The organism is Flavobacterium sp. CF108 (assembly GCF_900129795.1).
Classification (GTDB): Bacteria; Bacteroidota; Bacteroidia; order Flavobacteriales; family Flavobacteriaceae; genus Flavobacterium.
Genome location: NZ_FQWW01000002.1, coordinates 372,390 through 387,109, shown reverse-complemented (window position 1 = coordinate 387,109; position 14,720 = coordinate 372,390). Strand labels below are relative to the sequence as shown.

Annotated in this window: 12 protein-coding genes; 3 read left to right on the top strand and 9 right to left on the bottom strand. The window is 32.4% G+C overall.

Annotation, left to right across the window (positions count from 1 at the left end):
* Positions 1-31: 31 nt before the first annotated feature.
* The 3 genes from BUE10_RS06980 to BUE10_RS06970 form a co-directional block, all read right to left on the bottom strand.
* Complete coding sequence (locus tag BUE10_RS06980) at positions 32-511, bottom strand: hypothetical protein (protein ID WP_073483619.1); 480 nt, start codon at positions 509-511, stop codon at positions 32-34.
* 217 nt (positions 512-728) lie between these two features.
* A complete protein-coding gene (locus BUE10_RS06975) occupies positions 729-968 on the bottom strand; it encodes a NifU family protein (protein ID WP_073483617.1) in 240 nt (79 codons plus the stop codon).
* 74 nt (positions 969-1,042) lie between these two features.
* A complete protein-coding gene (locus BUE10_RS06970) occupies positions 1,043-2,173 on the bottom strand; it encodes an Mrp/NBP35 family ATP-binding protein (protein WP_073483615.1) in 1,131 nt (376 codons plus the stop codon).
* 418 nt (positions 2,174-2,591) lie between these two features.
* Between BUE10_RS06970 and BUE10_RS06965 the strand changes: the two genes are divergently transcribed.
* Positions 2,592-4,211: a L,D-transpeptidase family protein gene (locus tag BUE10_RS06965; RefSeq protein ID WP_073483613.1), complete on the top strand. Its 1,620-nt coding sequence runs from the start codon at positions 2,592-2,594 to the stop codon at positions 4,209-4,211.
* Between the two features lie 65 nt (positions 4,212-4,276).
* Here BUE10_RS06965 and BUE10_RS06960 read toward each other — a convergent pair whose 3' ends face one another.
* From BUE10_RS06960 to BUE10_RS06950, 3 genes are all read right to left on the bottom strand, one after another.
* A complete protein-coding gene (locus BUE10_RS06960; protein WP_073483611.1) occupies positions 4,277-6,712 on the bottom strand; it encodes an ABC transporter permease in 2,436 nt (811 codons plus the stop codon).
* Positions 6,713-6,848: 136 nt separating this feature from the next.
* The gene (locus BUE10_RS06955; RefSeq protein ID WP_073483610.1) at positions 6,849-7,556 is read right to left on the bottom strand and encodes an ABC transporter ATP-binding protein; all 708 of its coding nucleotides are present in this window, start codon (positions 7,554-7,556) and stop codon (positions 6,849-6,851) included.
* 206 nt (positions 7,557-7,762) lie between these two features.
* Positions 7,763-9,007, bottom strand: a complete 1,245-nt coding sequence (locus tag BUE10_RS06950) for an efflux RND transporter periplasmic adaptor subunit (protein ID WP_073483608.1) — start codon at positions 9,005-9,007, stop codon at positions 7,763-7,765.
* A 157-nt stretch (positions 9,008-9,164) separates the two neighbouring features.
* On the opposite strand from BUE10_RS06950, the gene BUE10_RS06945 reads away from it, so the two are divergent.
* Together BUE10_RS06945 and BUE10_RS06940 are read left to right on the top strand one after the other, a co-directional pair.
* Entirely contained in the window at positions 9,165-10,508 is a 1,344-nt protein-coding gene (locus BUE10_RS06945) for a sigma-54-dependent transcriptional regulator (protein ID WP_073484195.1), read from the top strand.
* Positions 10,509-10,711: 203 nt separating this feature from the next.
* The gene (locus BUE10_RS06940) at positions 10,712-12,037 is read left to right on the top strand and encodes a sensor histidine kinase (protein ID WP_073483606.1); all 1,326 of its coding nucleotides are present in this window, start codon (positions 10,712-10,714) and stop codon (positions 12,035-12,037) included.
* Positions 12,038-12,257: 220 nt separating this feature from the next.
* On the opposite strand, the gene BUE10_RS06935 is transcribed toward BUE10_RS06940, so the two are convergent.
* The 3 genes from BUE10_RS06935 to trmB form a co-directional block, all read right to left on the bottom strand.
* Complete coding sequence (locus tag BUE10_RS06935; RefSeq protein ID WP_053469923.1) at positions 12,258-12,584, bottom strand: MGMT family protein; 327 nt, start codon at positions 12,582-12,584, stop codon at positions 12,258-12,260.
* 204 nt (positions 12,585-12,788) lie between these two features.
* Positions 12,789-13,427 (bottom strand): LysE family transporter, encoded by a 639-nt coding sequence (locus BUE10_RS06930; RefSeq protein WP_073483604.1) that lies wholly within the window; start codon positions 13,425-13,427, stop codon positions 12,789-12,791.
* 41 nt (positions 13,428-13,468) lie between these two features.
* A complete protein-coding gene (trmB, locus tag BUE10_RS06925) occupies positions 13,469-14,146 on the bottom strand; it encodes a tRNA (guanosine(46)-N7)-methyltransferase TrmB (protein ID WP_056206595.1) in 678 nt (225 codons plus the stop codon).
* Positions 14,147-14,720 lie beyond the last annotated feature (574 nt).

Here is a 14,720-nt window from a genome sequence, read left to right as displayed (position 1 = left end):
TTTATAACGTGAAAAAATCCTCGTATTTATACTAACTCGTAGGTTTTGTACTAAAAGCGTATTCTTTTCCGTTGCTCTCTTTAAGACGCATTTTTACGCCTAAAATAGTATCGCTTTTCTCAAGAATTGTAATAACAGCAACTACTGAATAATAATCTCTGTCAGATTGAAAAATTAATGTGCCTTCGTAAGTAGAGTTTAAAACTCCTTGTTTGTCTGTCGTTGCAGAAACCTTTCTTGGATTAGAAAACTGTGCTGAGCTGTATGTAGCTTTATTTGCAAATTTTCCTTTTCCATCAACAAAATCGTATAAGAAATCATAATTCCCAATACTTAAAGTTCCAGGTGCATCAGCAGGGTTAATTGAAAATACAATTTTACCTGAATATGTAAAATCTGACCATTCTTCGGCTTCGCTTATCCAAGCTTTGTCAACAACAACTGTTTTATTTTGCGCATAAATGCCTGACACAAAAAACACTAACAAAAATAGAGTGTAAAATTTCTTCATAAAATATAAGATTAAGGGTTATGTCACAAATTTAAGTTAAAAATGCAACAAATAGTTAACTAAAACTCTTAAATCTTTATATTGTTTTTTATGAAATCCTCAAAAAATCGCAACAATTGAGTTGTTTTATTGAGATTTTACAAATCTTTACACTTAAAGGCCTATTATTCTTGTTAATTCAATAAATCAAAAACAGCAGGCTAAATAGCGTTTTTTACTACATAATATTTACCACAGTTTCAATTTGTGGCGCATATTTTTTTATCGTAGTTTCTACTCCGGCTTTAAGTGTCATTTGGTTTACGCTGCAGCTTAAGCAAGCGCCCTCTAGACGAACTTTTACATGTTTATCCTCGTCTATAGATATTAGCGAAATATCTCCGCCATCAGACTTTAAGAATGGCCTGATTTCGTCTAAGGCCAATAAAACATTATTTGTTAATTCTTCTGTTGTCATAATTAATGTGTCAATTGTGAAAATGTGTCAATTAGATAATTATCTAATTGTCGTATGATCTCATTTCTAATTATTTAATTTTTTTTAACTGCAGAGCAGCCTGCCATTGTTGTAATTTTAATGGCTTCGGTAGCAGGAAGACTTTCGTTTCTGTTTACTACTTCCTGAACTACGTTTCTGGTGATTTCTTCAAAAACAGCTTCAATTGGCGATGCTGTCTGTAAAGCTGCAGGACGTCCATAATCTCCTGCTTCACGAATAGACTGTACAATTGGAACTTCTCCTAAAAATGGAACATCTAAATCTGCTGCAAGATTTTTTGCTCCTTCTTGTCCAAAGATATAATATTTATTGTTTGGCAATTCTTCTGGTGTAAAATAAGCCATGTTTTCGATAATTCCCAAAACAGGAACATTAATGTTATCCTGCATAAACATCGCAACTCCTTTTTTAGCATCGGCAAGAGCTACAGCTTGCGGTGTACTTACTACAACAGCTCCCGTAATTGGTAAAGACTGCATGATAGAAAGGTGAATATCTCCAGTTCCCGGAGGTAAATCAAGAAGCATAAAATCTAATTCTCCCCAGTCTGCATCAAAAATCATTTGGTTTAATGCTTTTGCAGCCATTGGTCCTCTCCAGATTACTGCCTGGCTAGGTGCTGTAAAAAATCCAATAGAAAGCATTTTAATTTCGTAGCTTTCAATTGGTTTCATTTTCGATTTTCCGTCAACCGTAATCGAAACCGGTTTTTCATTTTCAACATCAAACATAATTGGCATAGAAGGACCGTAAATATCGGCATCTAAAACTCCAACTTTAAAACCCATTTTTGCAAGCGTAACGGCAAGATTTGCAGTAACAGTCGATTTACCAACTCCTCCTTTTCCAGAAGCAACTGCAATAATATTTTTAATTCCCGGAATAGCACGGCCTTTAATTTCGGCTTTCTCCGGAGTTTCAACTTTAATATTTACTTTAATTTTAGCATCGGCAGATATTAATTCGTGAATCGTTTTTTTAATATCATCTTCAGCTCTTTTTTTGATATGCATTGCTGGCGTATGCAATACTAAATCAACAACAACTTCGTCGCCAAAAGTAAGTACGTTAGCAACCGCACCGCTTTCGACCATATTTTTACCTTCTCCCGCTATAGTGATTGTTTCTAAAGCTTTAAGAATTTCTTTTCTATCTAATTTCATTTTATTGTGCTATTATGTATGGAAAGAAATCGATTTAAAATTCTATATTAATTTAAACTGATTTCAGACTGCAAAGATAACAGATTAAGTTCGGATTTAAACTCTTTTAAATTGTATTTATTGATATTGAGATTAGTCAAAATGATGAATGCGGATTTTTTAAAATCATTAAAATTTGAAAATATGTTTTCAAACCTTATCCTGTAATGGTTTTTTATAATTATAACTGATAAAATATGTATGAAATTTACAGCAGTAAATGTAAGAATTGTCAAATATCTTGATTAAATTTGAGTGCCTTAAATCTAAGATTTCAAAATAGTACAAAAAAGTATGAAAACTTATTTTTGGAGCTTCGTTATGAGTTTTCGATATTTTTTGAAATGATTTTTATTTTAAAAATTTAAACCTTAAAAATATGCGAAATTTTACTTCTCTTACTGTAATTGCTGCTTGTAGTTTTTTAATGTTTTCTATTAATGCTGCAAGCCATAAATCGAAAATTAAAAATGAAAATTCTGAGTTTGAAAACATTTTTAAATTCAAAAATAAATTTGTTTTAGGCACAATTGATGCCGCTTCAATAAACAGCTTTTATTCAAAGTACCCCAAACTAAAAAAATATCAAAAAGACGTAGAAGATCTTTATAAAAAGAAAGCTTATAACACGATTTGGTATGATGATAAAAGTGTCAGCGAGTTTGGATCTTTACTATATCACAAAGTAGGCCTTTTAGAAGAGCAAGGTATAAATGCCGAAATGCCTTATATGGACTTGGTTGATAATGTTTTTAATGAAAATGTTTCGAATAAACTGCCGCAAATAGATACAGAGCTTCTGCTGTCTAATATGTATATATTTTATGCAAGTAATGTATATTCTGGAGTTGATGCAGAGACTTTGAAAAAAATTGGCTGGTTTCTTCCAACCAAAACAATTTCGTACGATCGAATTTTAGATTCTTTAATGGGTGATCCAAGCCGATTGAATAAGGATGAAAACCTTCTTTTTGGACAATATTATAAACTTCAGGATGTTTTACAAAGATATCGCAATATCGAAAAAAACGGACTTTGGAAAAAAATTGAGATTGATGAAGCAAATTTCAAAGATTTAAAACCTTTAGACAGCGGAAAAGTTATTCAGCAAATTAGAGAACGTTTGTTTGTGGTTGGTGATTTAAAAGAAAATTCCAAAAGTCAATATTATGATCAGGAAATGATGGATGCCGTTTTAAAGTATAAAAAACGATACGGACTTAAACTGAATTATACTTTTACAAAAGAACAAATCGACCAGATGAACGAACCAATTGGAAACAGAATCCGTACCATTATGCTGAATATGGAACGCTGCAGATGGATTCCGACCAAACTGGCAAAAGCTGATGAATACGTAATGGTAAATATTCCGTCGTTTCGATTGGTGTATGTGAAAAATGGAAAATATGATCTGGTTTCGGATGTTTTTGTGGGAACAAGAATGACAGAAACAGTAATTTTTAGCGGTAATATCGACCGAATTGTTTTTAGTCCGTATTGGTATGTTCCAACAAGTATTATTCAAAATGAATTAAAACTGAAAATAGCCGAAGATAAAAACTATCTCGCTGATCATAATATGGAATGGAATGGAGGCCATGTAAGACAAAAACCAGGTCCGGACAACTCTTTGGGATTAGTGAAATTTATGTTCCCAAATCCAAATGATATTTACCTGCACGATACGCCTGCAAAAAGCTTATTCGAATTTGAAAAACGTATTTTCAGCCATGGCTGTATTAATGTAAAAGATGCTAAACAATTGGCATTAGAAATCTTAAAAGACAATCCAGACTGGCCGGTTGATAAAATTAATCAGGCCATGAGCGGTGAAAAAGAAACCACTTGCATGCTCAAAAATAAAATCCCAATTTATATAGGATATTTTACGGCCTGGGTAAGCGATGATGGTGAAATTGGTTTTTATCCGGATGTTTATGATCGCGATCCACGCTTAGATAAAATGCTGTATTCTAATCCGGTTGCCTTAAAATAAAAAACAAATCCCCGTCAAGATTCTCATATCTGACGGGGATTCTTTTAAAAAAATGGTCTACAAGCTTATTCGTATTTTAAATATTTTAAAACGTCTATTTTAGTTACCTGATACGCTTTTGCCAAAACAATCAGCAAAGTAAGCATTAACAGCGAAACAAGCGCAATACTAAACGGAACTGGTGAAACATTAATTCTGAATGCGAAATCCTCCAGCCATTTTTGCAATAAAATATAAGCAGGAACTATACCAATTGCAAATCCTGTTAAACAGAAAACAATATATTGTTTTGATAATTCTTTCAGCAAAACATCTGTTTCTGCACCAAGCGTTTTTCTAATCGCAATTTCTTTCAATCTTCTTTCCATCGAAAATGATGCCAAAGCAAACAATCCAAAAATAGCAATTGTAATTACAACCAGATTCAGGATAAAAAATAAACCTTTTTGTTTGACTTGCTCTTCATAAGTTTTGGCAAATCCTTTGTTTACAAATTCATAATCAAAAGGATAATCAGCATTTACATTTTTCTCCCAATATATTTTTAATTTATCTAATGTTTCAGATAAATTATTTGGAGATACTTTTAAATAGACATTATTAAAATTATTCCATTTTAAAGTTTTAAGATTGACAAAGACCATTGGCGGTACCTTATCCTGCAATCCAGTAATATGAAAATCTTTTACAACCCCCACGATTTTTAATTTCAAATTTCCTTGTTTTTCGTCTCCAAACCCAGATGTTATAACCGTATTTATTGGGTTTTTTAGATTCAAAGTTTTAACCAGGGTTTCATTTATCAGCATATTATTAACCGTGTCTGATGCAAATTGCGGAGATAAATCACGACCCTGAACAATTTTAATCTTCATCATTTCAAGAAAACCGAAATCCATTTCAACATTTCTGGGCTGAACCATAATACCATTATGATTAAATCCTGAACTTGAGTTCGTACTGTTTCCAAAAGTTCCGGCGAAAGTAGAGATATTTTGAACGCCGGATATTTTAAGGATTTCCTGTTTCATTGCAAGATATTTATCTGTTCTTTGTTTACGTTCCGGATAATTAAAAGGAATTCTAATTACCTGATCACCGCTAAAACCAAGATCTTTCTTCATCATATAGTCTACCTGAGAATTTACAATCAAAGCTCCAATGATAAAAAACGCAGCAATACCAAATTGAAAAATAAGCATCGAATTTCGAATCCAGATTCCGCTTTTGCTTCTGGAGAAATTACCTTTTAAAACTTTTAATGTTTCGAAATTTGAGATATAAATGGCAGGGAATATACCCGCAAGAATGATTACTAATCCAAAAATCAAAATGAGCTGCAGGTAAAATTCACCGCCATTCATAGTCAAAGTTTTCTTTAAAAAAGTGTTGTAATAAGGCAGAGAAAGTTCTACAATTGCTAAAGCAAAAATTATAGCAAGAGCAACAATTATCGCTGTTTCAAAGATAAATTGAGAAATAATCTGACCTTTAGTGGCACCTACAATTTTGCGGACACCGACTTCTTTAGCTCTTTTTATAGCCGATGCTGTTGCTAGATTAATATAATTTACTAATGATAAAACCAAGATCAAAATAGACAAACCAACCATGATATAAAGCAATTGCAAATTACCCTTACCTTCAGGAAAATTAGTTCCTTGCGAAGATTTTGTTCCATGTAAACGAGCCGTTTTTAATTGATCAATTATAACAATTGTTTCGCCATTTTCCTTAAGGAACTTTTCAACAGTCTGACCACTTTCTTTCGCATCTTTTAATGTTCTGTTGACAAAATTTACATTCTGCATTTTCTTCAAAAGAGCAACAGGATCAGTTCCTTTTTTGGCTTTTATCATAAGGCCATAATTGAAATTTCCCCAACTCGTTTTGTCACCTTCACGTCTAACACCGCCAAAAACATAATTCGGCTCAATAGATGATGGTCTCATTAAACGATAAACAGCCTTTACAGTATAAAATTTAGTGTTATAATTGATTGATTTACCAATTGGGTCTTCATCCTTAAAAAGTAATTTTGCAGCTTCTTCAGATATAGCAACGCTGCTATCTTCTTTTAAAATATCAGTTTTAGCACCTTGTATAATCGGAAACGGAAAAACATCAAAAAAGCCATTATCAGCAACGGTGATTTTATCAGCCATTAATTTTTTATTCCCGTATTTTATTGGCGCATTGTCATACCAGGTATTGTTGAAAAAACAAATAGATTCGATTTCAGGAATTGTAGCTTTACAGGTTTCTCCAAAAGGTATTGAATTTGATGCCCATGTATTACCAGTCATTCCAATTTTGTTTAGAACCTGATATGTGTTTTCTTTCTCAGGATTCCATTGATCGTAAGCGTGCTCATTATTCCAATATAAAATGGCAAAAATCACGCTGGCAGCTCCAATGCTTAATCCTAAAACATTTAAAAGCGAAAACAATTTGCTTTGTCTTAAATGATAAATAAATATTTTAAACCAGTTAAAAATCATGGTATAAGTTTTATAATTACATTAGTTATTTTTTGGTCTAAAGGCTGGTTTTGCCTTTTATAGAAGAGTAAAAATCTTGCAAACAAATCCCACCAGAACTAAGATTGCAGTAATAACAAATTTTATCATTTTTCGATTATTTAGCGTCCATAAAAACATCAACATTTCGTTGATTTAATTTTTCAGAGAATATAACACCGTCTTTCATATGAATCGTTCTTTGCGAAAAAGAAGCATCATAATCAGAGTGGGTAACCATCAAAATTGTAGCACCTTTAGCATGTAAATCAGTTAAAAGTTCCATTACCTCATTACCGTTTTTACTGTCCAGATTTCCCGTTGGCTCATCGGCAAGTATAATTTTAGGGTCATTAACCAAAGCTCTTGCAACCGCAACCCTTTGCTGCTGACCTCCTGAAAGCTGCTGCGGAAAATGTTTCAAACGATGTGAAATATTTAGTTTTTCGGCAATAGCTTCTATTTTTTGTTTTCTGTCTGATGCTTTTACATTATTGTAAAGCAAAGGCAGTTCGATATTATCATAAACCGAAAGTTCATCGATTAAGTTGAAATTCTGAAAAATAAAACCAATGTTTTCTTTACGAACAGCAGCTCTTCCTTTTTCTTTTAAACCAATCATTTCCTGATCCAGCAATTTGTAACTTCCAGTAGAAGCACTGTCTAAAAGCCCGATAATATTTAATAAAGTTGATTTCCCGCAGCCAGAAGGCCCCATAATCGTTAAGAAATCTCCTTTTTTAATTTCTACATTAATACCGCTTAAAGCAGCAGTTTCAACTTCTTCTGTTCTAAATACTTTGGTTAAATTTTGTATCGTTATCATATTTTAAAAGATTAGTTATTAATTACGTTTTTTGATTGATGATTGATGTTTTTATATTTTTTTGTTCCGCCACGAATTCCACGAATTTTCACGAATTAATTTTTCGTAATGCGTATAATAATTAGTGCAAATTAGTGAAATTCGTGGCAGACTTTTTTTGCTAAACTGCGACTGAACACTAAAAACCTGAACACTGACCACTTAATTTACTGCGACTGAATAGAAAGTTCCTCAATATCCTTATAATCTGAATAAGAAGAAATCACAACAGATTCGCCTTCTTTCAAGCCTTCCAGAACTTCATAATACGAAGGATTTTCTCTTCCTAATTTTATATTTCTTCTTTCGGCTTTATTTCCTTTTACTACAAAAATCCATTTTCCTGCAGTTTCCTGATTAAAGCTTCCTTTTTGTACAACCAATATTTTATTTTTCTCAGATAAAATCAGTTTCACGCCAAAACTTAAACCATCTTGAAGAGCAATATCTTCTTTAGAAGTAAAAGCTAATTCTACAATAAAATGCCCGTTTTTAACTTCCGGAATTACTTTAGTAACAATAACTTCCAGCGTTTTACCTTTAAATTCAACCTGACCTTTTAAACCTTCTCGAATTTTTTCCAGATAAAACTCATCAACATCGGCAGATAATTTATACCCTTTTTTAGAATCAATTTTCCCAATGCTTTCTCCAGCCTGAAACGTTTTTCCTAAAACAGGTTCAAAAGAAGTTAATCGGCCAGATTCTGGAGCAGTAATCAAAAAATTCTTTTTGTTATTTCTTAAAATATCCAAACTCATTTCCATTGTTTGAATCGAACGGTTAATTTGAGAAATCTGCAATTGATTCGATTGTTTTTCTTTTTGAATGCTTTGCTGAATTGTTTTTTTGCGTTCTTCCTGAAAACGAAGGCTTTCCTTAAAAGTATTCCAGTCGTTTTTTGAAATCACATCTTTGGCAAACAATTTTGCATTCAAATCATACAATCTTTTAGCATCATTATAATCATGTTCGATTAAAACATAATCTTTAGTCAGGTTCAATTCCTGATTTCTAATGTTTAGTTTTCCCGTATTTAAATTGTTGATTTGCTCGATAATAGCAGTTTCCTGAGTCAAATAATTCAATTCTGTATTTGGATTGTATAAACGAGCCAGCGATTGTCCTTTTGTAACCATTGCACCGTTTTCTACAAAAATCTCTTTTACAGATCCTCCCTCTGTAACGTTTACAAGCATTACGTTTAACGGTTCAACTTTTGCCTGAAAAACTACAAAATCCTCAAAAAAAGCTTTTTCGGCTTTATGAATCGAAAGTTCCTCGGCTTTTACATTTAAACTTCTTTTTGAATTAAAAGAAAAAAAGAGAATTGCGGCCAAAACTAAAAAAACTCCAATTGCTATTGTGAGATATCTAAATTTTCTATTTTTACGAGGAATTATCGTGTCCATTTTTTAAATAATTTACTGATAATCAATAGGTAAATACTGTGCCATAAAATTTATTTTTTGCAAAGCCCTGATTTTAAAGAGGCTTTAAAAAGCATCCAAAAAGAAAGTGTTCGATAATGAACAGTTGACCGTTCAAAATCGGACAAAAAATATCAGTATGAGAAAAAAACAAGCCCAAATATTAGTTGTTGACGATCAAGAAGAAATTCTTTTTTCGGCAAAAATGATTCTCAAAAAACATTTTGAAACGATTTTTACGACAAACAGTCCTAAAAAAATCATTTCAATTTTGAGTGAAAACGAAATAAATGTCGTTTTGCTGGACATGAATTATAGAATTGGTTTTGAAGACGGACGCGAAGGAATTCATTGGCTGAAAGAAGTAAAGACCCTTTCACCAAATACAATTGTGATTTTGATGACCGCTTTCGGAAAAATTGATACAGCCGTTGAAGGAATAAAAATAGGTGCTTTTGATTATGTTTTAAAACCGTGGCACAATGAAAAATTACTGGAAATAATTGATAAGGCTGTCGCCGAAAGCCGAAAAAACAGTAAAAAACAAGTTGTTGAAAAAACAGTAAAAAGATATTTTGTCGGTACATCTCAAAAAATAAAACAGGCCTATTCTATTGCCGAGAAAGTAGCCAAAACCGATGCAAACGTTTTGATTTTGGGCGAAAACGGAACTGGAAAATATGTTTTTGCAGAGTTTATTTATCAAAATTCGGCCAGAAAAAAAGAACCTTTTATTCATGTCGATTTAGGGTCTTTAAGTGATAATTTATTCGAAAGCGAACTTTTTGGATACGCAAAAGGCGCTTTTACAGATGCCAAAACCGATACGCCCGGAAGATTTGAAATGGCGCAAAACGGAACCATTTTTCTCGATGAAATTGGAAATATTCCACTTCATCTGCAGTCAAAATTATTGCACGTCCTGCAGACTAAAACCGTTACACGTTTAGGCGAAAGCAAACCAAGACCTTTAAATGTCAGAATAATTTCGGCAACAAATAATGATATCAAAGCTGAGGTAAAAAGCAAAACCTTTCGAGAAGATTTGCTGTACAGAATTAATACAATGGAAATAAATCTGCCTTCTCTCCGCGAAAGAAAAGATGACATAGTTCCGATGGCTAATTTTATTTTAGAAAGTATTGCCGAAAAATACAATCAGGAAAACTGGCGTTTTGAAGAAAATGCTGCGCCATATTTGGAAAAATATCCATGGAAAGGAAATGTTCGTGAAATGGAAAACAAAATAGAACGCGCGCTTATTTTAGCCGAAAACAATACCATTTCTGTAACCGATTTAGACATTTTGGATTTTGAAGAAATTCAGGAAAATGATGATAACCCATTATCTGAAATGGAAAAAACAGCAATCGAAAAAGCACTTTTTAAACATCACGGAAACATCTCAAAAACCGCCGAAGAATTAGGTTTATCAAGAGCCGCCTTGTACAGAAGAATAGAAAAATACGATTTAAAAAACTAAGATAATTTATGCCACAGATTAAAAGGATTAAAAAGATTTTTTTATCTGCTTAAATCTGTAGAATCTGCGTGAAACTAAAATAATTAGGACCACAGATTTCATAGATTAAAATGATTTCCCTCTTGTCTTTAAGATTTAGTTTCACACAGATTTGAAAAAAAATCATTTTAATCCTTTTAATCTGTGGCAAAAAAAATAAATAAATGAAAAATTGGAAATTTTATAACGCCTTATTTGCGAGAGTCTTGTTTGTAATGATTCTCTTTTTCGTTTGCGTTTTTCTTATCTATAAAATGTTTTATTACAACGCACTTTTGGTTGGTTTTTTTGCTTTTATATTTTTAGCCGAAATGTATTTTTATATAAAAAACGAACTCCAGTTTTACGACAGAACTTTGCTTTCGATTCTTAAGAATGACTTTTCGACCAATTTTCCCGAAGAGAATAAAAAAGACAATTTTAAAAGCCTCTATCTTTTGTATGAAAATTTAAAAGTACAGCAGCAAGAACAGACATCAAAAGAAATGATTTACCGTTCGCTTTTAAATAATATTGACACTGCAGCTTTAATCCTGGAAAAAGAAAACGAAGACTGGGATATATTTTTGATGAACGACTGTTTCTCTGATTTATTTAAAGTTCCAAAAGTAAGCCATTGGAAATATCTTAAAAATTACCTGCCTTCACTTTGCAATGAAATTGAAAAAACAGATTTCAGCGAATTAAAATCGGCAATTTCGATTAAAATAGAAGAACAGGATTTGCAGACTTTTATGCTGCAAACTTCAAAAACACAAACGTATAATAAAGAATATTATATTATTTTATTAGACAGTATTCAGCGTGTTATTGAGAAAAAAGAAAAAGAGGCGTGGATTAATTTGATGAAAATTATTTCACATGAATTAATGAATTCCTTAACGCCAATTCGTGCGCTTTCGCAGAATTTACTTCATATTGTCGATCAGGAAAGTTTAGAAGAAGATGATTTTGACGATATTAAAAGCAGTATTTCGACCATAATAAACCGAAGTGATCATTTGCAGGTTTTTGTAGAAAATTACCGTAAACTCGCCATGCTGCCAACACCAACGAAACAAATGACGCCAATCAATTCTTTATTCGAAGACTGCCTCCGAATTATGAGTCCGATTTTGAAAGCAGAAAACATCGAATTGATAAACGATATTCACAGTTCGCGTTCGATTATGATTGATAAAAATCAGATGGAACAGGTAATTATTAATTTGATTACCAATAGTGTTTCTGCTCTAAAAGAGAAAAACGAAAAGAAAATGTATTTGTCGAGTTATACGGAAAACAATCGCTTTTTCATTTCAATTTCGGATAACGGAAAAGGAATTGATCCTGAAATTCAGGACAAAATATTCCTTCCTTTTTTCACCACCAGAAAAGACGGCGCCGGAATTGGTTTAACGCTTTCTAAAAACATTATCGAAGCGCACGGCGGCTACCTAAGCTACCAAACCGATGAAGATAAAACCAGCTTCGTAATCTGCCTGATTTAGTTTTTTTTGAACCATAAGTTATATAAGTTCATTTAAAAAGTATTAGTATTCAACTTTAACAAAGTTTCCTTCGGCTCTCCTGCAAGGTTTTCAAAACCTTGTAGGTATTTTATAGCTACCAATTATAGGTAATTAGTTAAAAGAAATTTATACCTACAAGGTTTTGGAAACCTTGCAGGAAGCTCTAAAATGAACTTATATAACTTATATGGTGAAACATTTAATACTGCACTTCAGGTTTCCAAAAATGTTTTTCGAAATCGACGATTTGATTGTTTACCACTTTAATACCTTCGTTTTCTAAAAGCTGCTGCATTAAATTAGTTCCGTCAAAATGATGTTTTCCTGTCAAAAGCCCTTTTTGGTTTACCACTCTGTGCGCCGGAACATCGTCCATATTATGACACGCATTCATCGCCCAGCCTACCATTCGTGCCGAACGTGCAGTTCCTAAAGCCTTTGCAATTGCGCCATAAGAAGTCACTCTCCCAAACGGAATTTGTCTGGCAATCACATAAACTCTTTCGAAAAAATTTTCCTCAGCCATAAGTTAGTTTTTTTTCGCCACGGATTTTACGGATTAAAATGATTTTTTACTTTGTCTTAAAATTTAAGTTTCCCGCAGATTTTGCAGATTTATACAGATTATTTTTTTTAAATCCTTTTAGATATGCTAAATAAATCCGTGTAAAACATTTAACCACAAAGTAAAAAAATCATTTTAATCCGTAAAATCTGTGGCCAATAAATTTTATCCGAAATAGTAATTCAAAATATTAAAAAGCGTTACAATGGCAACTAAACCCGTAATACTTCCAATAATAGTATTCATGTTTCGCATTAAGTAATCGGTTTTCTTTTCAATCTTTTCAAAGAAACCAATATAACTGTACAAAACAGCAAACGAACCCAAAACAGATCCTAAAACAAAAGTGAAAATAATGCTGTTTTCAAACACAAAAAGATTGTATGTAGCCAAAGTTACACTTACCACAACATAATACGGAATGGGGAAAAAGTTTAATGCAGAAAGCAGTATTCCAAGAAAGAAACGGCTTCTTTTACTGCTCTTTTTAATCTTCGATTTCTTTTTGGTTTTTGGCTCTTTGGCAATAAACAAAAAGTATATGGTTAAGATCGAAAAAATAACAAAACCTATTTCACGTAATAAGGTTACAACATCTGGGCGATTATCAATTACCTGCGCAAATAATACTGCGACGTAAACCTGAAAAAAGATCACTAAAACAGCGCCAATAACAAACCACAAAGCATTCTTTTTTCCTTCTTTCAGGTTTATTTTGGCTGCCGTCATATTGATTAATCCCGGCGGAATAATCCCAATTGCAGCGGCAATAAAGCCTGAAAGTAATGGAGTAAGATATACCATTCAGTAGTTTAAGCGATTAAAAGATGTTTTTCAAAATTAAATTAGTCTTTAATTTTAAAACGAATATACGTAATTGCCTTGTTAATTTCTAAATATTGTTTTTCATAAAATGTTTGAAAAGCAGTAACTTCCTCCGGGCTTCCTTCATTTCTGTACACATTATGATTGGCATACAAAACTTCGTGGCCTTCTCCGTGAAGAAGTCCAAGCGTATAACCGTGCATAAATTCACTGTCGGTTTTAAGGTTTACGACACCGTCTTTTTTAAGGATTTTTTTATACAATTTCAAGAACTCAGAATTCGTCATTCTGTGTTTTGTTCTCTTGTATTTTATTTGCGGATCTGGAAAAGTAATCCAGATTTCATCCACTTCATTTTCGGCAAAAATATGATTTATAAGTTCGATTTGAGTACGAACAAAAGCAACATTATGAAGTCCGTTTTCAACGGCCGTTTTAGCACCACGCCAGAAACGCGCACCTTTAATGTCAATTCCGATAAAATTTTTGTTGGGATATTTTTCTGCTAATCCAACTGAGTATTCACCTTTTCCGCATCCTAATTCTAAAACCAGAGGATTATCATTTTTAAAGAAATCCGAATTCCATTTTCCTCTCAAAGGCATTAAATTGCCTACAACTTCTTCTCTTGTTGGTTGAAAAACGTTTTGAAATGTTTCGTTTTCTCTGAATCTTTTTAGTTTATTTTTACTTCCCACTTTTTACAAAAATTTTCAGCAAAATTAAGGAATATAAACGAATGAAAATAGCGCAATTGGGTTTTAAAGTTTTTTGCCACAGATTTTAATGATTAAAAAGATTTTTTCTAAACATTAATCTGTGTAGTCCCTACGGGACAAGTTCAACGAGAGAGATATTGATTTTACCGATATATAATCTCTACGAGATATGCTCCGTTAGGAGCTAAATGTCGGTAGAAAAAAAAGTCGGTTTAATGAAAATGTCCCGTAGGGACTATATATTTAGATTGTTTGCCACGAATTGCACGAATTTCCACGAATTAATTTTTTGCCACAAATTATTGGGATTAAAAAGATTTTTTCTAAACATTAATTTGTGTAGTCCCTATGGGACAACTTCAAGGTGTGGATTATTTGTTTGTACCGATATTTAGCTCCTAACGGAGCATATCTCGTAGAGATTATATATCGGTAAAAAGATATGATACCAATAAAAATGTCCCGTAGGGACTATATGTTTAAATTGTTTGCCACTAATTTTCACGAATTAATTTAATCTATATAATCGAAAAAAATTAGTGAAAATTAGTGT

Bases quoted from the DNA above. Each gene is read 5' to 3' on its own strand.
- BUE10_RS06980 (WP_073483619.1), bottom strand. From the start codon at position 511: ATGAAGAAATTTTACACTCTATTTTTGTTAGTGTTTTTTGTGTCAGGC.
- BUE10_RS06975 (WP_073483617.1), bottom strand. From the start codon at position 968: ATGACAACAGAAGAATTAACAAATAATGTTTTATTGGCCTTAGACGAA.
- BUE10_RS06970 (WP_073483615.1), bottom strand. From the start codon at position 2,173: ATGAAATTAGATAGAAAAGAAATTCTTAAAGCTTTAGAAACAATCACT.
- BUE10_RS06965 (WP_073483613.1), top strand. From the start codon at position 2,592: ATGCGAAATTTTACTTCTCTTACTGTAATTGCTGCTTGTAGTTTTTTA.
- BUE10_RS06960 (WP_073483611.1), bottom strand. From the start codon at position 6,712: ATGATTTTTAACTGGTTTAAAATATTTATTTATCATTTAAGACAAAGC.
- BUE10_RS06955 (WP_073483610.1), bottom strand. From the start codon at position 7,556: ATGATAACGATACAAAATTTAACCAAAGTATTTAGAACAGAAGAAGTT.
- BUE10_RS06950 (WP_073483608.1), bottom strand. From the start codon at position 9,007: ATGGACACGATAATTCCTCGTAAAAATAGAAAATTTAGATATCTCACA.
- BUE10_RS06945 (WP_073484195.1), top strand. From the start codon at position 9,165: ATGAGAAAAAAACAAGCCCAAATATTAGTTGTTGACGATCAAGAAGAA.
- BUE10_RS06940 (WP_073483606.1), top strand. From the start codon at position 10,712: ATGAAAAATTGGAAATTTTATAACGCCTTATTTGCGAGAGTCTTGTTT.
- BUE10_RS06935 (WP_053469923.1), bottom strand. From the start codon at position 12,584: ATGGCTGAGGAAAATTTTTTCGAAAGAGTTTATGTGATTGCCAGACAA.
- BUE10_RS06930 (WP_073483604.1), bottom strand. From the start codon at position 13,427: ATGGTATATCTTACTCCATTACTTTCAGGCTTTATTGCCGCTGCAATT.